Origin of the sequence: Micromonospora sp. LH3U1, from assembly GCF_028475105.1 — a bacterium.
Taxonomy (GTDB): domain Bacteria; phylum Actinomycetota; class Actinomycetes; order Mycobacteriales; family Micromonosporaceae; genus Micromonospora.
This window is the reverse complement of the sequence record NZ_CP116936.1, coordinates 2893759-2916341: the sequence shown is the minus strand read 5'-3', so window position 1 is coordinate 2916341 and position 22583 is coordinate 2893759. Positions and strand designations below refer to the sequence as shown.

The 22583-nt window shown below is 69.9% G+C and carries 12 protein-coding genes and 1 tRNA gene (1 of these 13 running past the window's edge); 5 read left to right on the top strand and 8 right to left on the bottom strand.

The genetic code is table 11. The features are described 5' to 3' along the window. Nucleotides 1–140 precede the first annotated feature (140 nt). Nucleotides 141–656, bottom strand: a complete 516-nt coding sequence (locus PCA76_RS13145; protein WP_272617987.1) for a GNAT family N-acetyltransferase — start codon at nucleotides 654–656, stop codon at nucleotides 141–143. 232 nt (nucleotides 657–888) lie between these two features. On the opposite strand from PCA76_RS13145, the gene PCA76_RS13140 reads away from it, so the two are divergent. Together PCA76_RS13140 and PCA76_RS13135 are read left to right on the top strand one after the other, a co-directional pair. Next, a complete protein-coding gene (locus PCA76_RS13140) occupies nucleotides 889–1026 on the top strand; it encodes a hypothetical protein (RefSeq protein WP_272617985.1) in 138 nt (45 codons plus the stop codon). 310 nt (nucleotides 1027–1336) lie between these two features. Continuing rightward, nucleotides 1337–2566: a trypsin-like serine peptidase gene (locus tag PCA76_RS13135; protein WP_272617983.1), complete on the top strand. Its 1230-nt coding sequence runs from the start codon at nucleotides 1337–1339 to the stop codon at nucleotides 2564–2566. A 229-nt stretch (nucleotides 2567–2795) separates the two neighbouring features. Here the strand turns inward: PCA76_RS13135 and PCA76_RS13130 are convergent, their stop codons facing one another. Both PCA76_RS13130 and PCA76_RS13125 read right to left on the bottom strand, forming a co-directional pair. Next, nucleotides 2796–3206 carry a hypothetical protein gene (locus tag PCA76_RS13130; RefSeq protein WP_272617981.1) on the bottom strand — a complete coding sequence of 137 codons (411 nt, stop codon included), beginning with the start codon at nucleotides 3204–3206 and terminating at the stop codon, nucleotides 2796–2798. Between the two features lie 274 nt (nucleotides 3207–3480). Next, nucleotides 3481–3552, bottom strand: a tRNA-Pro gene (locus PCA76_RS13125). 291 nt (nucleotides 3553–3843) lie between these two features. Between PCA76_RS13125 and PCA76_RS13120 the strand changes: the two genes are divergently transcribed. The 3 genes from PCA76_RS13120 (at nucleotide 3844) to PCA76_RS13110 (ending at nucleotide 5191) form a co-directional block, all read left to right on the top strand. Continuing rightward, complete coding sequence (locus tag PCA76_RS13120) at nucleotides 3844–4119, top strand: hypothetical protein (RefSeq protein ID WP_272617979.1); 276 nt, start codon at nucleotides 3844–3846, stop codon at nucleotides 4117–4119. Nucleotides 4120–4267: 148 nt separating this feature from the next. Next, nucleotides 4268–4546 carry a hypothetical protein gene (locus PCA76_RS13115; protein WP_272617977.1) on the top strand — a complete coding sequence of 93 codons (279 nt, stop codon included), beginning with the start codon at nucleotides 4268–4270 and terminating at the stop codon, nucleotides 4544–4546. A gap of 189 nt (nucleotides 4547–4735) precedes the next feature. Next, nucleotides 4736–5191, top strand: a complete 456-nt coding sequence (locus PCA76_RS13110; protein ID WP_272617975.1) for an NUDIX domain-containing protein — start codon at nucleotides 4736–4738, stop codon at nucleotides 5189–5191. Nucleotides 5192–5412: 221 nt separating this feature from the next. Here PCA76_RS13110 and PCA76_RS13105 read toward each other — a convergent pair whose 3' ends face one another. From PCA76_RS13105 to PCA76_RS13085, 5 genes are all read right to left on the bottom strand, one after another. Beyond that, on the bottom strand, nucleotides 5413–6162 hold the full coding sequence (locus PCA76_RS13105) for a thioesterase II family protein (RefSeq protein ID WP_272617972.1): 750 nt from the start codon (nucleotides 6160–6162) through the stop codon (nucleotides 5413–5415). Between the two features lie 35 nt (nucleotides 6163–6197). Further along, entirely contained in the window at nucleotides 6198–7133 is a 936-nt protein-coding gene (locus tag PCA76_RS13100) for a TauD/TfdA family dioxygenase (RefSeq protein WP_272617970.1), read from the bottom strand. An 84-nt stretch (nucleotides 7134–7217) separates the two neighbouring features. Then, nucleotides 7218–8567, bottom strand: a complete 1350-nt coding sequence (locus tag PCA76_RS13095) for an MFS transporter (RefSeq protein WP_272617969.1) — start codon at nucleotides 8565–8567, stop codon at nucleotides 7218–7220. After that, entirely contained in the window at nucleotides 8564–9547 is a 984-nt protein-coding gene (locus tag PCA76_RS13090) for an ornithine carbamoyltransferase (protein ID WP_272617967.1), read from the bottom strand. The genes PCA76_RS13095 and PCA76_RS13090 overlap by 4 nt, the downstream gene beginning before the upstream one ends. Continuing rightward, a protein-coding gene (locus PCA76_RS13085; RefSeq protein WP_272617965.1) for a non-ribosomal peptide synthetase crosses the window boundary here: on the bottom strand, nucleotides 9547–22583 show its 3' portion. Its footprint extends 10228 nt past the window's final position; only the last 13037 of its 23265 coding nucleotides appear in the window; its start codon lies beyond the right edge, outside the window — the gene reads right to left on this strand; its stop codon occupies nucleotides 9547–9549. Before PCA76_RS13085 ends, PCA76_RS13090 begins: the two co-directional genes overlap by 1 nt.

Here is a 22583-nt window from a genome sequence, read left to right as displayed (position 1 = left end):
CTGGTTCTCAATAGCCTGACCGATCAACTCGCGCACCTTGGCGCTGGCGGCCGTCTTCCTAGCTGGCCTTCCTTTCGGCTGGCCATCGTGCCGCTTGCCCTTCGTATCGGCGGCCTCGGTCCTGGCTGCGAAAGCCTGTTTTACAGCTCCATCGCGTAGACCCGGACCTGGCGGCCGGTGTCCGGCTGCACGGTCTCGCGCTCCAGCCACATGCCCAGCTTGACCATCACCCGCGCGGACGCCTCGTTGCCGACGATGTGGATGCTGACCAGCCGCCGCAGGTCGAGCTCGGCACGAGTGTGGGCGACAACGGCCTGGGCCGCCTCGGTGGCCAGGCCCCGGCCCCAGTACGCACGGCCGAGCCGCCAGCCGATCTCCACGGCCGGCATGATCTCGGGCAGGAAGGTCGGCACCGCCAGTCCAGTGAAACCGGCCAGCTCGCCGGTCTCTTTGATCTCCACCGCGTACAGGCCGAAGCCGTGCTCGTCCCAGTGCCGCTGATAGTTGGCCAGACGCTCCGCGGTCGCGGCCCGGTCCAGGGTGCGGCCGTCATGGATATAACGCATCACCTCGGGCTGCGCATTGACCGCGGCGAACCCGTCTAGATCATCGCTTTGCCAGCGGCGCAACAGCAGCCGCCGAGTCTCCAGGGCCATGGCATCAAGAGGAGTTCGTCAGGTCAGGCACGTCCCCTTCCTAGCATCTCAGCGCCCACGAGGCGATGGATCATCCGGCCGGGAACTGCCGGTCAGCCGGCGCTGGCCGGTGCGGTGGACGGCTTCAACGAGATCCGTAGTCGAGGCATGATCACGGCTGAGGCGTGGCACGCTTTCCGTCCGCCGAGCCTGTGGTGACCGGCGAAGCCGTGATGAACCAGGAGGGAGCGGGTTGGCCCAGGACTTCTACGACAACGGCGTGCCGGTCGGTGAGACGCGGGTTCCGCCGGAGGCCGGTCCGGAGTTCATGCGTGCCCTGCTGCAACGCTTCCGGATGAGCTACTACAAGTTCGTGGACGAGAGCGGCTGAGCCAGCTAACCACAGTGTCCCGACGCGCCGCCCGGACAGATTCGTCGGGACCATCGTCGTGCTCGGCCCGGACCTGCGACACGCGTCGCCGCCTTGGGTGCAAATCTGCGACGCCGCGTCGGCCGGCGTCGACAACTGCGACTTGCATGCCGACCTTCCACCCGAATGGCATGTCCATACTGCCGCCCGATCGGCGAAGCGGTGGGGCCACAGCAACACCCCCAGAGATAGATAGATTTGCATGTTTGCTCGGCTTCGAGTATGAAGGCTGCAAGCACGTCTGGGTGCTGGTTCCTCGGGAGGAGCGACGATGAAACATGCCCTGCGCCGCCTACGAACGGTGGCCGTCGCGCTCGGCGCCGGCACACTCGGGCTGAGCTTGCTGTCGGTACCCGCCGCCGAGGCGTACTCGGTCCAACCTCTCGCGCCGCAATCCCAGCGGGCACCCGAATCGCAACAGTTCTCGGCCGAGGGCGTCACCACGGTCGGCGAACTCCGGACCATGAACGGGTCGCTGGCCTACGCCCAGGACGGCCGGACGCAGATCATCCGGCACCCCGGCGCGTCGTACGTCAAGGTGCACTTCAGCTCTCTGCGACTCGCCGACGGCGAGTACGTGACCGTGTCGAACCCCGACGGCCGGGAGAGCTACCGGTACGACCGCCACCTCAACCGGGCCACCGGCGCGGACTACACCACGGACGGACAACCGGGCTTCTGGGCCATGTCGGTGGACGGCGACACCGCAGTGGTAACGCTGCACAGCAGCCGCGCCTCCCGCAGCAGCGCCGCGACCATCGACCGGTTCTGGCGCGGCTACGACGCCGCGGAGATCACGCAGAACAACTTCACCACGCAGTCCGTCTGCAGCACCGACGCCCGCCGCGACGTGGTCTGCTACCAGAGCAGCCACCCCAACGAGTACGCCAAGGGCAGGGCGGTGGCGCGGCTGCTGATCAGTGGCGGAGGGATGTGCACGACCTGGCGGGTCGGCAACACCAACCGCATGCTGACCAACAAGCACTGCTTCTCGACGCAGTCCGCCGTCAGCGGCAGTGAGATGCAGTTCAACTACCAGTGCGCCACCTGTGGCGGCTCAAACCCGGGCGCCGGCACCAAGGTAAGCGGCGCCACCCTCTACAAGGTGAGCAGCGGTGGCTCCAGCCAGCTGGACTACACCCTGTACTCGGTGAACAACTTCGCCAACATCCAGGGGTTCGGCACCCTGTACCTGGCGACGACCGCCACCACCACCGGCACGCGGATGTACGTCCCGGGGCACGGCGACGGCAACCCGAAGCGACTGTCGATCTTCGAGGACAGCCAGAACGGTGCGACGTGCACAGTGAAGAACGCGAACTACAACACCTACAACATCAGCTACAGCTGTGACACCTCCGGCGGCAACTCCGGCTCACCGGTGCTGAACGCCAGCCACCGGGTGATCGCCCTGCACCACCTCGGCGGTTGCCCGTCGAACCAGGGCGCGAAGGCTCACCTGATCTACAACGAGATCGCCAGTCTGATCGACAACGGCTGACGACAGCCGACGTCAACGGGCCGTCGGGGCGCGATGCGTCCCGACGGCCCGCCCACGTCCAGCGAGTCCAGAGACGCCGAGGGCGAGTGCACCTTTCCGGTGGTCGTGCCGCCCGAGCCGATGAGGCCGACCGCAGGCAGCCCTCACCGGTAGGACCGGTTGGAGCGCGGCGACAGCGGAACGGGTGCCCGCCCGCCGCTCGTATCCGCTGACGGTCTGGTCGGCGGCGTCAGAACCAAGTCCATGGGCGGGCGAATCGCCACAGCCGCCCACGCCAGCGCGCACGCTGAGGGTGCAAGAAGAGCTCGATGTCCTCCAACGCGTCGGTGGCAGTACCCCTAACATGAGGCCGGACACGCCGTTCACGCAAGGCGGCGACGACGCGCCCCTCGTCGAGTCGACGGTAGACCCTTGCCAGGTGTCCAAGGCAGGTGGCGGCGAGCGCCTGCACCTGGTGGTCATCGTGATCCAGCAGAGCCAGGTAGAGATCCTGCGACCCCTTCCAATCGCCGTCGCCGTATAACGCGCACCCCACCATGGCATTCAGGGCAGCGCTGATGTCTTCGCGATCGAGAGCAGTCCGCACATCGGCTGGCGTAGCCGACGGAGGATTGTGAAAGGTGTGATGCTGGTGGCTCATGCCTCATATCTTCGATCACCGCTGCTGTCAGCCAACATCCGCTCATCGTCATGAGCGGGCGGCGCTCGACTGACGACCGGGACCATCGTGGTGACATCTTCGGGTCACCGGGCCTGGTCAGCGGCACAAGCGGATGGCAAGCGGCGCGTAGTGCAACAACCACGAGTGCGGCGGAGATCCACCGACTACTCGCGGAAGGAATCCGCCGCTCGGCACCGCGGTCGATGTCCGATTCACGATGCTCCCCGGCGTCACCGGATGGTGACGGCGGGAAATCCGTTGACCGGGCTCGAACCGGCGTCCTCCCGGTCCCTAGCCGGGTGCTCTACCACTGAGCTACAGCGGACAAGGCGGCGGCCCGGTGGGGACCAGGTGCGCCGACGAACCGAGATCGCCGGCACCAGACACGGTGCCCGACGAGACCGCCGACAGGAGCGCAGTGAGCGGATGTGTCGGCTCATCCACTACCGTGCGGGCAGTGGCAGCCACAGCAGCGGGAGCGTTTCGTCGGACGCCAATCGAGCGATCAGACCAGCGGGTCGCATGGGACCGGACGGACCAGGCCTTCTTCGCTGCCGGAGCGTGTCACATCCTCGCCTGGGTCTGCCGGGATTCCTATCCAGACAGGTCCATCGAGATGACCGCGGTGCGCCTCCCGGGCGAGCGGCAGGTTTTCCACACCTACGCGGCCTGGGACGGCTGGGCGTTCGACCACTCAGGCTGGAATCCCGAGCCGCAACTGCTGGCGGTCAACACAGCCTTCGAAGGCCAACCGCTAGAGCGCCTCAAGATCACAGAAGGTCTCGCTGAGTTCTGCGAGAAGCACCACCACCGCATGCCGAACCAGTACTGGCATGACCCGCGCCCCCGTGCTCGCGATTACGTCGGCCGATACATCCCGCCCTGGGCATAGCCCCTTACCGGGCACTCGCACCGGCATCGCACACCTGCCGAGCGGAGCTCAGCTACGCATAGTGATGGCCGCACCGGCCGCTTAAGCGCTCGATCGGCGGCATGCGCGGGTACGCCGTCCCGATGCGGGCGTCTTCTACCGTGGCGACATGCAGTGGTTTTTCTTGATCGCTGGCATCGGGCTCGCGACGGGCGTCGCGGTCCTGATTCTCGAGCGCAGACGTCGGCCACTCAGCGTCGAGGAGAAGGCGGCCGCTGCGCGAGCCGCCATGCGAGCCATACGTCGTAACTCGCCGCGCTCTGGTCGCGACATCTTCCAGCGGGGCCGGGGCGTTCCCGACCGGCACTCCGCCGCCATCGTCGAAAACGCCACCCTTGGAGACGCTGCGACCTTCGATACTGGCGGTGGTGGAGGGGGAACGGACTGAAGCCCCCACCGTGACTCGCCCAGCCGTGCGTGCCGGACTGTCAAACGCACTCTTCTCGGCACGGCCGTTACACCTGACGCTGGCGAACCCGATCTAGCTCCCTATCGCCCGGTCGGCGGCAGAGCCGGTTGTCTGCGCGTGCCCTCTGGCTGGAGCGAGCTTGTCCTAACCCTGTGCTCTAATCCCGTCATGCATGTCGTCGTCTGCGGCGCACTCGTGGAGAACGGCGCGGTCCTGCTGGTACACCGCAGCCCGACCCGCCGGGCATATCCGGATCTCTGGGATCTGCCCGGGGGGCACGTCGAAGCGGGTGAGTCGGAACTACAGGCCCTCGCGCGTGAGATGCACGAGGAGCTAGGGGTTCACATTGTGGCGGGCTCCTCGTCACGGTTGGGCGACCTGCGTGCCGGCAGTGGCGAGGACGCCGTCCACGTGGGCGTCTGGCACATCAGAGACTGGGTCGGCTCTCCCACCAACCGTGCACCTGAGGAGCATGACGACATCGCATGGGTCGGGATCAGCGAGCTGGGCGGCCTTCCTCTCGTGTTTGGCGCCCTGGCGGCATTGCTTCGTTCCCTGCCTGAGTCTGACCGGCTGCCTCGTCGCGACGAAGCACGGACAACCGCATCGCCGAGCGGCCCGTAGATTCATCGCTGCTCGGCACTTCCGTCCGGTCGAATCCCCTGTATCCGGTCATCGACATGAGCGGACATCGCCCGATTGGACAGCTGGGAGCACCATGTCCCAACCTGAAGGCCTGCTCAGGACGATGCCCGTGGGATCGGTGTCTCAGATGACGGACCCGCAGCGGACTTCAGCCCGCTCACCCGCAACGCTCTACCGTCCCTTGGGGCGTGGTCCGTCGGTCAGCCCAGGCGGGCGGTCACCGCGGCGACCACCTGCTCCTGTTCCGGCACGAGATAGAAGTGGTCACCGGGGAACGTCGTCAACTCGAAGCCGCCGGTCGTCAACTCCCCCCAGGCTCGCACCGTCGACGTGGTGCAGGTCGGGTCCTCGGTGCCCAGGTAGGCGACAATCGGGGCTCGGACCTTCGCCGGTTCCCGCGGCAGGTGGCGGTAGAGCATCCGCAGGTCCCCCCGGAGCGAGGGCATGATCAGCTCGCGGAGCTTCGGTGACCGCAGCAGCACCGGATCGACCTCGCCCAGGGCGCCGATCCGGCCGAGCAGATATTCGTCGTCGGCGAGATCCGGATCGAGGTCGACCTGGCAGACGTGCGGCGCGCCGTGTCCCGAGACGAAGAGCACGCTCGGCGTGAACCCGTACCGGGATTCCAGGACCAGGGTGACCTCGTATGCCACCGACGCGCCCAGGCTGTGGCCGAAGAACGCGATCGGCCGGTCCAGGTACGGCACGAGCACGTCACTGATCCGCTCCGCGAGCACGTCCATCTGATCCACGCAGGGCTCCAGCAGCCGGTCCTGCCGACCCGGGTAGCAGACCGCCAGCAGATCGGTGGCGCCGTCAAGCAGGCCCGCCCAGGGTTGGAACACGTTGGCGTTCCCACCGGCGTGCGGGAAGCAGACCAGCCGCAGGTCTGACCGCTCAGCTCGGCGGAAGGTCCGCAGCCACCGGCCGCGTACCTCGGCCCCTGTCATCTCCACATTTCTCCTCCCGCCCGGCCGATGCCCGGTCAGTCCGACATCGCCACCAGGATGCGGCGGCTTCCGGTGTAGGGCCGCCGACCGTGCGCCACCAGCACGTTGTCGATCAGCAGCAGGTCACCGACGCGCCAGTCCACGTCGATCGCCGCGTCCAGACCTCGGTCGCGGATCTGGAACACGTACTCGTCGGGGATCGGGCTGCCGTCGGCGAAGGTGACCGACTGGGGCAGTTCGTCCTGCGTCATCACCTGGGTCATCACCCGAGCGACCTCGTCGTCCAGAGCGGCCGGGTGCCACTGGTCGCTCTGGTTGAACCACACCTCCACCCCGGTTACGGGGTGCCGGGTGGTGGCCGGGCGGACCTGGCTCACCCGCAGCCCTTCCGCAGTCCACTTCCAGGTCGCCCCGGTGCCGTCGAGGAACGCCTCGACCTCCGCCCGGTCCTCGGTCTCGAAGGTCTGCTGCCAGCTCTTGCCCAGTCCCAGGCCGTCGTGGAGGTTCTGCTGGTAGCACACCCCGCCCGCGAAGGCGGCGCGGACCTCCGGGTCGAGGGACTCCAGCCAGTGATGGGCGTCGACCACCGGGGTGGCACCGCCGGTCGGCGCGGCGAGCTGGCAGTAGAACAGCAAGCGGGCCGGCCAGTGCGCGGCGTACGACAGTTCGTTGTGCATGGAGATGGTGTACGGCGCCGGGTACTCCGTCGAGGTGTAGACGTTGCGGCCGACCTTGGTGCGGGGCGAGTTGCCATGCACGTAGGCGAGCCGGTTGGGCAGCACCATGTCCATCACCGGGTCCAGCGCGCCCGGCTCGACGCCGAAGCCCCGGAACACCAGCGCCTTCTCGGCGGTGAGTAACGCCGTCAGGTCCAGCTCCCGCAGATGGCCGATCAGCCCGTCAACGGTGGCTGCGCATCCGGCGCTGCTGGGTGTGATCTCGTGCGGCTGCCACGTGCCGTGCTCGCTCATCGGTTGGTCTCCTCCACGCCAGGGTCGATCCAGTGCCGGCAGCCTGACGTGGGGAGCCATATTTCCTCGATATCGTCGCCGGGCTCAACCATGCGGGTCGCGACCGGCTGCCGTCGCCGCCAGCTCCGCGTCGGCCCGCTCGGCGTCGGCCCGCTCGGCGTCGGCCCGCTCGGCAGCCGCCTCGGCCCGTTCCGCCTCGGCGGCGGTACGGGTGCCGAAAGCCAGCACCGCGAACACCGCGATCACCACCATCGTCGCGCCCACGACGGCCAACGCCACCTCGATGCGTGCGGCGTCCAGCAGGAAGCCCGCGAACAGCGCGCCGATCGAGTTGGCACCCGAGGAGAGCAGCGTGAAGATCGAGCCGGCCCGGCCGCGCAGCTCGTCGGGAGTCGTCCTGAGCAGGTACAGCATCCCGGCCACATTGCCGATCCCGGCGCCGTAGTTGATCAACGCCAGGATCACACTGACCGCGACCAGCCCGGGTGCCACGACGAGCAGCGGCATCAGCACCGCCCACACCACGTGGATGCCGATCATCATCCGGCGGATGCCCCAGCGGCGCAGGTAGGCGTTACTGGTCATCGCGCCCGCCATGCCGAAGACGCTGTTGACCGCCAACAGCAGACCGACCGTCGCGGGCGTGCCGTCCCGGTCCTTGACCAGCACCACCAGACCGAGGCCGAGAACCTGGAAGAGGATGTTGCTGGCCGCGAAGAGACACAGCGCCCGACGCAGGTAGAGCTTGCCCCAGATGAAGACGACACCTTCCCTGATCTGGGCGATCAGCCCGCCCGCCCCGCCGTGTGACGGCCGGGGCGCCCGCAGGTCCCGTCGGACGAACAGCAGGGTCACCAGCGAAATCAGGTGCACCCCGGTGGCGAACAGGAACGGTGCGAACCGGGCCACGGCATAGAGCACGGTGCCGGTCGGCTGACCGAGGATGCTGGCGGCGTTGGCCCGCGACTCGTTGGCCGCCATCGCCGCGCCCAGTTGGTCGCGGGGCACCACGGCACACACCGCGGCTCGTTCCGCCAACGCGTAGCAGATGCCGAGGGTGGCTTCCAGGAACGCGACCACCATCAGGTGCGGCAACCGCACCGCGTCGAGCAGCACCACCGCCGCCACGCTGCCGGCTCCGAGAACGCGGCCGGCGGTGCAGACCAGCATCGTCGTACGCCGGTTCCACCGGTCGACCAGCGCGCCGGCCGGTAGCTGAGCGACCAGGTTCGGCAGCAGCGCGGCGAAGGTGACGAGGCTGGCTGCGGTGGCCGAACCGGTCGACCAGTAGACCAGCAGGGTGTAGCCGATGGAGGTGGCCCGGGCACCGAGCGCGGAGAGCCCCGAGCCGGTCCAGAGCAACAGGAAGTCCCGGTTGCGGGTGAGCCTCGCCGCGCGGCGGGCGGGTCTGCCCGGCGGCTCGAGGACCGTCACCGCGTCGTCCCACCCGCGTGCGATCGGCACCACTCAAGCACCGCCATCGCGCTGTAGAGCTTGTTCTCCGCCTGACCGAACGCGATGCTCGACGGCCCGTCGAGTACCTCCGAGGTAACCTCCTCGCCGCGATGCGCCGGTAGGTCGTGCAGGAAGACCGCGTTCGGGCTGTGCCGCCAGAGGTCCTGTTCGACCCGGAACGGGGCGAAGACCTGACGCCAGTCCGGGTCCGGCTTCACGGTGCCGGTGGTCTGCCAGCGGGTGGTGTAGATGGCGTCGAGATCGCCCGGCAGGTCGGACATGTGGCACCGCTCGACGATGCTCGCCCCACTGATCCCGGCCTGCCGGACGGCGTCGGCCAGGATCTGTGCGGGCAGGCCGTAGCCGGGCGGGGTGCGCAGTTCCAGTTCCACGCCCGGAAACCGGGTGAGCGCCAGGGCGAGCGCGGTGGCCGTGTTGTTGGCCTCCCCCAGATAGAGCAGGCGCAGCCCCTCGATCCGGCCGAACTGCCGCAGCAACGTGGTCAGGTCGGTGAGTGCCTGGGTGGGGTGCTCCTCGGCGCTCATCGCGTTGAGCACCGCCATCCGACTCTGGGCAGCCCAGGCCCGCAACTCGGCCGGGTCACCGGCGGTGCGGGCGACCAGCACGTCGAGCATGCCGGACAGCACCCGGCCGGTGTCCTCGCTGGTCTCTCCGGTGTTGGTCTGCAGGTCCTGCGGGCCGTACTGGATCACGCCAGCGCCCAGTCGCAGTGCCGCGCTGGTGAAGGCGGTCCGGGTGCGCGTCGACGTCTTGAGGAAGCAGACCCCGACCACCTGCCCGGCGAGCGGGCTGCCGCACTCCCCGGCGGCGAACGCGGCGCCCCGGGCAACGATCGAGTAGAGGTCCCCATCGGTCAGGTCGCGGATCGACACCAGGTGCCGCACCTGCCGGACGGTGGGGTCGGTGACCGTCGCGGAGACGCTCGGCAAGGTCGTCATCACATGTCCTCCGTCCGTGCGGTGTTCGACATCAGCAGCGACATGACCTCGTCGCCCGCCTCGCCGTTGGTCAGCAGCACCAGCCCGGCCCCGTCCGGAACCCGACCAGTGGTGAGCGCCCGGTAGCCGGCGATGTGGCCCCGGTGGGTGAACTCCACGTGCGTTTCAGCGCTCCCCTCGATGCGGTCCACCATGCAGCCGAGCCCGAAGACGCCGCCCGGGCCGGCGGTCAGTTGCGCCATCACCAGTTCCTGGCTGAGCAGTGCCGGATCACCCCGGTAGGCGAGCTGGATCTCCCTGGTCAGCGCGGCCAGGTCGGTAGCGGTGCTCCAGAGGCCGGCTGCCGCCAGATCCGCACGCACCTCCCAACCGTGTGGGTGCGGCTCGCCCCGTTCGTCGTGCCCGGCGGCCACCGGCCGGCCGGACGTCTCCGGGAAGCTCTGGTCGAAGCTGCTGCCGGTCATCCCCAGTGGTGCGAAGACCAGCTCGGCCATCAGGTCGGCGAAGGGGGTCGCGGTGACGTCCTCCATGAGCTGCTGGACCACCACGAAGTGGCTGTTGCGCTCCACCGCGACCGGGTCGGGCGCGTCGAGCGCCCGCACCGGGCCGGTGGGCACGCCACGGCCGAGCAGCAGGTCCGACAGCGGCGGCACCGGACCGCCGCGCGGGCGTCCGCTGCTGCCCGTCGATGTCAGCCCGGCGACGTGGCTGAGCAGTTGCCGCAGACTCACCGGCCGGTCGGCGGGCAACTGCCAGGCCTTGAGGTACGCGTTGACGTCCGCGTCGAGTTGGAGTGCTCCCCTGCCGACCAGGGCCAGCGCCCCAACCGCCGCGACCAGCTTGCTGACCGAGCCCACCTGGAAGATGGTCGCCGGGGTCACCGGGGCGTCACCGCCCGCCGTGCAGTGCCCGACAGCGAGGACCTGCACCAACTCGCCGTCCGCGAGCACGGCCAGCGACGCGCCGGGCACCCGCGCCTCGGCGAGCAGCGGAGCGACCTGGGGCAACGGCACGATCCGGGGCAGCGCCACGGCTCGCGCCGCACCGGCCCTCGGGGCCGGACCGGCCGGGGTGAGCGCGGCGGCGAGGTCGGCCAGCGGTTGGTCCAGCATCGCCTGTTGCAGGGTGAGCGGGAGGCCGGCCTGCCGGGCCGCGGTGACCACGGGCACCACCAGCAGGGAATGCCCGCCCAGGGCGAAGAACCGGTCCTGACGACCGATCCTCGGCACGTCCAGCACCTCGGCCCAGATGCCGGCGAGGATGGTCTCGGCCGGACCCTGCGGCGGGGCGATCTCCGCCTCCGTCCGCAGTGGCACCGCCGGCAACGCCCGCAGGTCCACCTTGCCGTTGGGATTGAGCGCGATGGTGTCGACCGGCACGAAGACCGCCGGGACCAGGGCGGCGGGCAATCGCCGGGCACAGTGCCCGGCCAGGTCGTCGGCACCACCCACGTGGTACGCGATCAGCTGGTTGCCCCCGCCGGGCGCCGGGTGGGCCACCACCGCCGCGTCGCGTACGGCCGGATGTTCGAGGAGCACCGCGCGGATCTCGCCCGGCTCCACCCGGTGCCCACGGATCTTCACCTGGTCGTCGGCCCGGCCGAGCAGGTCGAGCTGCCCGTCCGGCAACCAACGGCCACGGTCACCGGTGCGGTACAGCCGGGAGCCCGCCGGCCCGTACGGGTCGGGCACGAACCGGGCGGCGGTGTGGTCGGGCCGTCCGGCGTACCCCCGGGCCAGTTGCGGCCCACCGAGGTAGACCTCGCCGACCGCGCCGACCGGCACCGGATCCAGCCGGGCGTCCAGGACATAGGTACGCATCCCGCCGAGCGGTCGACCGACCGGCGCGACCTGGCCGGTGAGCGTGCCGGTCACCGGGTAACGGCTGACGGCGACGGTCGCCTCGGTCGGTCCGTACTCGTTGAGCAGGACGGTCCGTGGTGCGAGTTGCTGCCACCGCTCGCAGGTCCGCGCGGTGAGCGCCTCGCCGCCGAGCACCAGCAATGGGGTCAGCGCGGCTGCCTGCTCGGTCGACAACTGCCCGGCGAGCAGGTCCAGATGACTCGGGGTCAGCTTGACGAAGCTGAACGGCCCCGCCTCGGCCAGCCGCGGGCCGAGTTCGTCCAGCCCGGCGTCGGCCGGCAGCAGCCACAGGCGCTGCCCGGCGACCAGCGGCGCCCAGATGGGGGTCACCACCATGTCGAAGGCGACCGAGGAGAATAATGCCGCGCCACCCGGCCGGTCGGCGACGAGCTCGTCCACCGCCCAGTTCAGGTAGCCGGCCAGGCTGCGGTGGCTGACCTGCACACCGTTGGGCCGTCCCGTCGACCCCGACGTGAAGATCACGTACGCGAGCTGGTCCGGGTCGGTGCGGCCGGGGGGCTGCTCGTCGGGGCGGGCTGCGATCGGCCCCGCGTCGACGTCCAGCAGCACCCGGTCGACGCCGGTGAACCGGTCGGCGTAGGCGGTGCTGGTGACCACGACGGTGGCCCCGGCCTGGGTGAGCATGGACGCGATCCGCGCCGTCGGGTACGACGGGTCGATCGGCAGGTACGCCCCGCCCGCCCGCCAGATGCCCAGCAGGGTCGTGACGAGGTCCGTACCCCGGTCGAGCAGCACCCCCACCACCCGCTCCGGTCCGACGCCCCGCTCCCGCAGATGCCAGCCGAGCCGGTTCGCCGCCGCGTCGAGGCCCGCGTAGCTCAGCTCACCGACCGCCTCCGCGTCGCCCGCGGTAGCAGCCCTGTCCCGCACCAGGTCAGGCACCAGGCCGAGCTCCGGCAAGTTCTCGTCGGCCGCCTCGGCCCAGGCCACCAGCACGTTGTGCCGTTCCGCCTCGGGCAGCCGGACCGCGCGGGCGTCGCCGTCCGGGTCCGCCACCATCGCGGTGAGCACGAGCCGGTACATCGCGGCCATCCGTTCGACCTCGGCTCGCTCCAGGTGGTCGCTGTCGCTGCTCAGCTCCAGGTGCCCGGCGACCGCGGAGACGGCCAGGGCGAATTCCGAGCTGGCGGCGGCGTACCGGGGACCTGCCTCGACGTGCTCACCGACCACCTCGTCGAAGTCGAGGTAGCTGAAGTAGACGTCGAGCAGGCGGGTGCCGGCGACCGGCGGCCGGATCGCCGGCGCGGGGTAGCGCCGGTGCGGCCACATCTCGACCTCCGTCGCGTGCACCCGACGGACCAGTTCGGTCCAGGTGGCGCAGTCGCGTTCGTACGGGAACGGCAGCGTGTTCAGCGACATGGCGTACACCCGCTCGCTGCCCGGCATGTCCGGCCGGGTGTGGCAGACCAGGCCGCTGTAGAACCGGGGCTCGTCGGTGAGCTGGCCGAGCACCGTCAGGTGCGCGGCGTGCAGCACCGCCTTGAGCGAGACCCGCGCGGCGGAGGCCAGCGCGCGAAGGCCCGACTCCAGGTCGCGGAACGGCACCCGGACGGTGTGGGCGGTACGCGCCTGCGGTGGCGCCGTGGGCCGCCAGCCGGTGGGGAAGGTGAACTTCGCGCACCGGTCCATCAGGTCCTGCCAGTACCGCCGGTCCGCCGCGGATTCCAGGGCACGGCGTTCCCCGGCGATGAAGTCGGCGAACCGTACCTCCGGCAGGGGCTCCGGTTCAGGCCCGGCACCGACGCGCATCGAGCGGTAGCGGTCGAGGATCTCCGCGACCAGCGCGTGCAGGCTCCAGCCCTCGACGACCACATGGCAGATCGTCAGCACCAGCCGCCAACTCCGGTCGGTCTCCCGGCAGACGGCGAACCGCAGCAGCGGCGCCCGCTCGACGTCGAACGGCGACGCGTACTCCACGGCGACGAGGCGGCGCAGCTCGGCCTGCCGGTCCTCCTCGGACAACCCGCGCAGGTCGTGCGGCACGACCGGCACCCGCACGGCGGGATGCACCAGCTGCATCGGCACCGAGTAGCCGGTCGGGTCCACCGAGGTGCGCAGCACCTCGTGCCGGTTCACCACGACGTCCACCGCCTCGCGCAACGTTGGCAGGTCCAGCGGGTCGTCCTCGCGGACGAGGAAGGACGCCACGTTGTGGTAGTGGTTCCAACCGTTGTCGGCCAGCATCTCCAGCAGCATGCCGAGCTGCACCTGGGACAGCGGGTACGCGTCGGTGAGGCCGTCCGGCAGCAGCGCCCGGTCCGGTGCGGACACCAACTCGAACGGCTCCACCGGGCGGTCGACGTGCACCCCTCCGGTGCGATCGACCAGCGCGGCGCAGAGCCGGGAAACGGTCTGCAGGTCCAGCACGTCCGCGACCGAGACCTCGAAACCGGCCGTCCGCAGAGTGCTGGCCAGCACCAGCGCCTTGATCGAGTGGCCACCCAACTCGAAGAAGCCGTCCTCGACGCCCACCGTCGGCAGGCCCAGCACCTGCGCCCAGATTCCGGCGACCCGTTCCTCCAACTCGGTACGCGGACCGACCCTGGCCCGCCCATCGCCGGGATCGCCGTCCTGCGGCGCGGGCAGTGCCCGCCTGTCGAGCTTGCCGCTGTTGTTGCGGGGCAACTGGTCCAGCGTCACGAAGGCCGACGGGATCATGTAGTCGGGCAGCGTCCGGGCCAGCGCCACGCGAAGCTCGCCGGTGCTCGGCCGCTGACCGGGCGCGCCGGCCAGATATCCGACCAGTCGTGGGTCGCCAGCGGTGTCCTCGCGCAGGACGACCGCCGCCTCGGCGACCTCCGGCAGCGCGGCCAGCGCCGTCTCCACCTCGCCTAACTCGATCCGGTAACCACGCAGCTTGACCTGGTCGTCGAGCCGGCCGAGGAACTCCACGCTGCCGTCGGGCAGCCGGATCCCCTGGTCGCCGGTGCGATACATCCGACTGCCGGCGGGGCCGTAGGGGTCGGGCAGGAACCGCTGGGCGGTCAGCGCCGGTTGGTTCAGGTAACCCCGGGCCACACCGTGCCCGGCCAGGTGGATCTCGCCGGGCACACCGAGCGGAGTCGGGTGCCCCTGCTGGTCCAGCACGTACATCCGCACACCGGCCAGCGGACGCCCGATCCGGCTGCCCACCCCGGCGGCGAGGTCGGCGCGGGTGACCCGGTGATAGGTGGAGTAGACCGTGGTCTCGGTGATCCCGTACATGTTGACGAGGGCGATCCGGGCCAGTCCGAGCCGATCGACCCACGGGGTGAGTTCGGCGAAGTCCAGCCGCTCGCCGGCCAGGACGACCGCGCGCAGCACCAGTCGCCGCAGCCGCTGGTCACCGTCGGCGGCCAGCCGGACCAGGCCCCGGAAGGCCGTGGGGGTCTGGGCCAACAGAGTCACCTCCTGCTCCACCAGCAGGTCGAGCAGGTCCTCCGGTGCCCGGGCCACCGCCGGCGGCACCACCACCAGCCGGCTGCCGTGCAGCAGCGCACCCCACAACTCCCAGACCGAGACGTCGAAGGCGTACGAGTGGAACAGCGCGACGACGTCGGTCTCGTCGGTGGCGTAGTGCTCCTGCGCGCTGTCGAGCAGCCGCAGCACGTTGGCGTGACTGACGCAGACACCCTTTGGGCGGCCGGTCGAGCCGGAGGTGTAGATGACGTAGAGCGGATCGTCGGCGTCGTTCACCGGGGCCGGGTCGGTCTCCGGCTGGCCGGTCAGGTCGGTGCGGTCGAGCAGCACCAGGTGCCCGTCGTAGCCGGCCAGTGCGTCGGCGTGGGCACTCGTGGCGACCACCGTCCCGGCGCCCGCGTCGGCGAGCAGATACGCGATGCGCTCGGCCGGCTGAGTCGGGTCCAGCGGCAGGTAGGCGGCACCGGCCTTGAGCACGCCGAGCAGTGCGGGCACCAGGTCCACGCCCCGGTCCAGGCAGACACCGACCACCGTGCCCCTGCCCGCACCGGCGGCCCGCAGCTGCCCGGCGAGGCGGTTGGCCTGCGCGTTCACCTGCGCGTACGTCAGCCGGGTCGGGCCGGCGACCACCGCGACCGCGTCGGGTACGGCAGCGACCCGAGCCTGGAACAGCTCGACCACCGTGCCGGTCACCGGGTCCTCGACGCCGGTGTCGCGCACGCCCAGCAGCCGCTCCCGCTCGCCACCGGGCAGGTGGACCGCCTGCGCGTCACCGGCCGGGTCGGCGACCATCGCCGCCAGCACCGCCCGGTACATGCCGGCCAGCCGCTCCAGATTTGCCTTGGAGAGCACGTCGCTGCGGCTGGAGAGCTGGTAGTTGCCCCGGTGCGCGAAGACCGACAGCTCGAACTCGGTGGCACCGTCGCCGGTGCTGCCGACGACGACAGGCTCGGTGCCTGTCGCGGTCGCCGACTGCCCGGCGCGGGAGAAGTCCTGGTAGTTGAAGAGCACCCGCAGCAGCCGCTGGCCGCTGCCGCGCTGGATCTCCGCCAGCGGGAACCGCCGGTGGGGCCAGAGGTCGACCTCCCGATCGAAGACCGCGGTCACCAGGTCGCGCCACGTCCGGGCGGTGCGTTCGTAGCCGAACGGCAGGGTGTTGAGATACATGCCCTGCACCCGGTCGGCCCCGAGCACCTCGGGCCGGGCGTCGCAGACCAGCCCGGCGTGGAAGCTCTGTTCGGTGGTGAGTTGACTGAGCACCTTCAGGTGCGCCGCGTGCAGCACCGCTTTGACCGAGACGCCGGCCTCGGAGGCGAACCGTGCGACGGCCTCGTCCAGGTCGGCGACGTCGACGGTGGTCGAGATGGCGGTCGGATCGCCGGGCTCACCCCAACCCGCGGGCAGCACGAACGGGCTGCGCCCGTCGACCACCGCACGCCAGTAGTCCCGGTCCTCGTCGGACGCGAGCGCGGACAGCTCGGCGGCGATGAAGTCGGCGTACCGCACCGCCGGCTGTTCGGTCTCGGTCGGGCTCCGCCCGTCGGCCAGGTCGGCGTAGACGGCCAACAGTTCGGCGAGCAGCTGTGCGGTGCTCCAGCCCTCGGTGACCGCGTGGCAGATGGTGAAGCTCAGCCACCAACTCGCGTCGCCGTCCTGGTGCGCGGCGACGCGCAGCAGTGGCGCGACAGCCAGGTCGAAGGGGGTGGCCCGCTCGGCCGCGACGAACTCCTCGAAGAGTCGCACCTGCTGATCCGCCGGCACGTCCCGACCGTCCACGACGGTCACCTGCGGGGTCACCTCGACGTGTACGAGCTGCATCGGCGCCGAGTAGCCGGTCAGGTCGAACGAGGTGCGCAGGATCTCGTGCCGGGCGACGACCGTCGCGACGGCGGCTCGCAGCGCGTCGGCCGAGAACGGCCGCCCGTCGCGGACCTGGTGGGCGATGACGCTGTGGTAGGCCGCCCGGTCTCCGCTGGTGGCCAGCTCGACGAGCATGCCGAGTTGGGTCTGTGCGGCGGGGTAGGCGTCGGTGAGGCCGGCCGGCAGGGCAGCCCGGTCGGCGTCGCTCAGCAGCGCGAACGGCTCCACCGGAACCCACTCGTCCCCGCCATCGCCCAGACTCGCAGCCAGCCCTCGCACCGTCCGATACGCGAAAACATCCCGCACACTCGTGGAATAACCCGCCGCCCGCAACGCCCCCACCAACGTCACCGCCAGCATCGAGTCACCACCCAGGTCGAAGAAACTCGACTCGACACTGACCACGTCACGACCCAACACCCGCGCCCACACCGCAGCCATTGCGCGCTCCACCACCGACACCGGCGCCACAAACACACCCACCGGCTCATCCGCCACCGACGGCAACGGCAACTGCCGCCGATCCACCTTCCCATTCGGATCCACCGGCACCCCGCCGATCACCACGAACGCCGACGGCACCATCGCCTCCGGCAACATCCCCCGCAACGACTCCCGCAGCCCGCTCGAGTCTGGGGGTGCATCACCCACCGGCACCACGTAACCGGCCAACACCCGCCGACCCTCGACCTCCACCACCGACGCCACCGCATCCCGCACCCCCGCGCAGGACCGCAACGCCGACTCCACCTCACCCAACTCCACCCGCACACCACGCAACTTCACCTGCGCATCCAACCGACCCAGGAACTCCACCGTCCCGTCCGACCGCCACGCCACCGCGTCCCCAGTCCGATACAACCGCGACCCCACCAACCCAAACGGATCCGGCACAAACCGACCCGCCGTCAACCCCCCACCCCGCAAATAACCCCGACCCACACCGATCCCGCCGAGGTACAGCTCGCCCGGCACTCCGATCGGGACCATCGCGAGGTTCTCGTCGAGGACGTAGAGCCGCAGGTTGGGGTGCGGTCCGCCGAGGGGCACCCGGGTCAGCTCGGCCAGGGCCTCCGGGTCGCACCGCCAGCTGGTGACATCGACCGCCGCCTCGGCGGGCCCGTAGGTGTTGTGCAGTTCGCAGTCGGGCAGCGCCGCCAGGAACGCCTGCGCCACGTCGACCGGCAACTCCTCGCCGCCGACACCGACGGAACGCAGCGAGGTGCACCGCTCGATGCCCTCGGCGAGCAACGCCGACACCATCGCCGGGACGAAGTGGGCGGTCGTCACCTGCTCCGCGATGATCAGGTCGCGCAGGTACGCGGGGTCGCGGTGGCCACCCGGCCGGGCCACGACGATCCGGGCGCCGGCCGACAGGGCGGCGTACACCTCGGCCGGTGAGACGTCGAAGCCGATTTCGGTTTTCTGTAGGACGACCCCGTCCGGGCCGAGGCGGTACACCTCCGGCAGCACGTGCGCGGTGCGGTTGACCAGGCCGGCGTGGGTCACGACGGCACCCTTCGGCCGACCCGTCGAACCCGACGTGAAGATCACATAACACGCACTATCCGGCCCCACCACCACCGGCACATCCTCAGCAGACTCACCCGCCCACAACCACGGCCGATCCACCAACACCACCTCAGCCGCCAACCCCGGCAACCCCGCCACCAAACCCGACGACGTCACCACCACCGACGCCCCCGCATCAGCAACCATCAAACCCAAACGCTCAACCGGATAACCCGGATCCAACGGCACATACACACCACCCGCCTTATGCACCGCCAGCATCGCCACCACCTGCTCCACCGACCGATGCAGACACACACCCACCAACACCTCGGCACCCACACCCACCGACCGCAAATACCGAGCCAACCTGTTCGCCGCCGCATTCAACTCCCCATACGACAACGACACCCCACCATCACCAACCGCCACCGCCCCACCAGCAGAAGCAACCCGCGCCTCAAACGCAGAAAACACCACCCCCGACACCGGCACCACCGGCCCCACACCCACCCGCGACAACCACTGCGCCTCACCAGACGGCACACACACCACCCGCGAATCCCCACCCGGATCCGCCACCATCGACTCCAACACCACCCGAAACATCCCCGCCAACCGCACCAAACCCGCCGCACCAAACACCCGCCCATCAGCCACGAGACGGATCACGGTCGGGCTGGCACCGACGGACAGGACGAACTCGGTGGCGGCCACGTCGCTGGCGACCCGCCCGGCAACGGCCGCGTCGGCGTGCGTGGTGTGGCCATCGGACGTCGGCGCGGCGCCCGGCCCGTCCGCGCCTCCCCTACCGGACGGGTCGGTACGCGGTTCGGTGTAGCCGAAGACGACGTCGATCGGGTGCGTGTCGGCGCCCGTCAACCGGCGCACCGCCGGCAACGGGAACCGCCGATGCGGCCACAACTCCACCTCACGGTCGAACACCGACCGCACCAGATCACGCCACGAACCCCCACCCCGCTCATGACCGAACGGCAACACATTGATGTACATCCCATGCACACGCTCCGCACCCCGCACCTCCGGCCGCGCATCACACACCAACCCCGTGTAAAAACGCCGCTCATCGGTCAACTGACTCATCACCTTCAGATGAGCCGCGTGCAGAACAGCCTTGACGGGTACGCCGAGGCTGCTGGCGAGCTGGCGCAACGCACCGTCCAGGTCGGCGATGTCCACCTCGGTGCGGCACACCTGCCGTGGGCCGGAGTCGGTCGCCGGGGTGCCCGGCAGGGTGAGCTTCGGCGTACCGGTCACGACGTCCTGCCAGTAGGCGGCGTCGGTCTCGGAGTCGAGCGCCGAGAGTTCGGCGGCCACGAAGTCCGCGTACCGGACGGCCACCGGCTCGGTCGGCGCCGGCTGCTCGCCGCGCTGCCGCCGGTGGTAGCCGTCGCGCAGGTCGGCCAGCAGGAGGTTGAGGTCCCAGCCGCCGGTGATCAGGTGGCTGACGGAGACGGTGAGCCACCAGGCCCGATCGTCCTCGCGATGGACGGCCACCCGCAGCAGCGGCGGCGGCGTCGCCAGGTCGAACGGCCGGTCACGCTCGGCGGCGACGTACGCGGGATGGCCGGTCGCCTCGGCATGCACCGCGACCGGCACCTGCGCCTCGGCGTGTACGAGCTGCATCGGCACCGAGTAGCCGGTCAGGTCGATCGAGGTGCGCAGCGTGTCGTGCCGGGCGACCAGCTCGGCGAGGGTGGCGCGCAGCGGCTCGACGTCGAAGGGCAGCTCGTCGTGCACGCGCATGGTGTGCACGATGTGGTACGGCGTGGCGGTCTCGTCCTTGGCGATCTCCACCGCCATGCCCACCTGGGCCTGGGTCGCCGGGTAGGCGTCGGTGAGGCCGGCCGGCAGGGCAGCCCGGTCGGCGTCGGACAGCAGCGCGAACGGCTCCACCGGAACCCACTCGTCCCCGCCATCGCCCAGACTCGCAGCCAGCCCTCGCACCGTCCGATACGCGAAAACATCCCGCACACTCGTGGAATAACCCGCCGCCCGCAACGCCCCCACCAACGTCACCGCCAGCATCGAATCACCACCCAGGTCGAAGAAACTCGCCTCGACACTGACCACATCCCGACCCAACACCCGCGCCCACACCGCAGCCATTGCGCGCTCCACCACCGACACCGGCGCCACAAACACACCCACCGGCTCATCCGCCACCGACGGCAACGGCAACTGCCGCCGATCCACCTTCCCATTCGGATCCACCGGCACCACATCGATCACCACCAACGCCGAAGGCACCAACACCTCCGGCAACACCCCCCGCAACACACCCCGCACACCCACCACATCAACACCCGAACCCACCGGCACCACATAACCGGCCAACACCCGCCGACCATCCACCTCTACCACCGCGGCCACCGCATCCCGCACACCCACACAGGACCGCAACGCCGACTCCACCTCACCCAACTCCACCCGCACACCACGCAACTTCACCTGCGCATCCAACCGACCCAGGAACTCCACCGTCCCGTCCGGCCGCCACGCCACCGCATCCCCAGTCCGATACAACCGCGACCCCACCAACCCAAACGGATCCGGCACAAACCGACCCGCCGTCAACCCCCCAGCCCCCAAATAACCCCGACCCACACCCACACCGGCCACACACAATTCGCCGGGGGCACCGATCGGCACCGGCTGGAGCCGGTCGTCGAGCACTCGCAGGGTGAGGTTCGGGAAGGGGCGCCCCAGCGGCACCCGGGACTCATCGGCCAGCTCGTCGGTGGTGCAGCGCCAACTGGCGACGTCGACGGTGGTTTCCGCCGGCCCGTAGGTGTTGTGCAGTTCGCAGTCGGGCAGCGCCGCCAGGAACGCCCGTGCCACGTCGACCGGCAACTCCTCACCACCGACCGCCACCGACCGCAGTGAGGTGCAGCCGGTGATGCCCTCGGCGAGCAGCGCCGACACCATGCTGGGCACGAGCTCGATCGAGGTGACCGACTCGGCGATGATCAGGTCGCGCAGGTACGCGGGGTCGCGGTGCCCACCGGGCCGGGCCACGACGATCCGTGCCCCCGTCGACAGCGCGGCGTAGACCTCGGCCGGCGAGACGTCGAAGCCGATCTCGGTCTTCTGCAGGATCACACCGTCGGCACCGAGGCGGTTGATGGTGGGTGCGACGTGGGCGGTGCGGTTGACCAGGCCGGCGTGGGTCACGACGGCACCCTTCGGCCGACCCGTCGAACCCGACGTGAAGATCACATAACACGCACTATCCGGCCCCACCACCACCGGCACATCCTCAGCAGACTCACCCGCCCACAACCACGGCCGATCCACCAACACCACCTCAGCCGCCAACCCCGGCAACCCCGCCACCAAACCCGACGACGTCACCACCACCGACGCCCCCGCATCAGCAACCATCAAACCCAAACGCTCAACCGGATAACCCGGATCCAACGGCACATACACACCACCCGCCTTATGCACCGCCAGCATCGCCACCACCTGCTCCACCGACCGATGCAGACACACACCCACCAACACCTCGGCACCCACACCCACCGACCGCAAATACCGAGCCAACCTGTTCGCCGCCGCATTCAACTCCCCATACGACAACGACACCCCACCATCACCAACCGCCACCGCCCCACCAGCAGAAGCAACCCGCGCCTCAAACGCAGAAAACACCACCCCCGACACCGGCACCACCGGCCCCACACCCACCCGCGACAACCACTGCGCCTCACCAGACGGCACACACACCACCCGCGAATCCCCACCCGGATCCGCCACCATCGACTCCAACACCACCCGAAACATCCCCGCCAACCGCACCAAACCCGCCGCACCAAACACCCGCCCATCAGCCACGAGGTCGAGGAATCCGCTGGCTGCGGTGACCTGGAGGGCGAACTCGGTGCCACCCTCACCGGCGACGGCCTCGAAGCCGACCTGCTCCTCGCTGTCGGTGTTGGCACGCCGGAACTCGGTGTAGTCGAAGACCACGTCGATCGGGTGCGTGTCGACACCCGTCAACCGGCGCACCGCCGGCAACGGGAACCGCCGATGCGGCCACAACTCCACCTCACGGTCGAACACCGACCGCACCAGATCACGCCACGAACCCCCACCCCGCTCATGACCGAACGGCAACACATTGATGTACATCCCATGCACACGCTCCGCACCCCGCACCTCCGGCCGCGCATCACACACCAAACCCGTGTGAAAACACCGCTCATCGGTCAACTGACTCATCACCTTCAGATGAGCCGCGTGCAGAACAGCCTTGGGTGACACCTCCAGTGCCGAGGCCAGGGCGCGGATCCGTGGGTCGAGGTCCTGGTAGCTGATCCGGTGCCGCAGCACCGTCCCGGGAGTCGCGGACTCCTCGC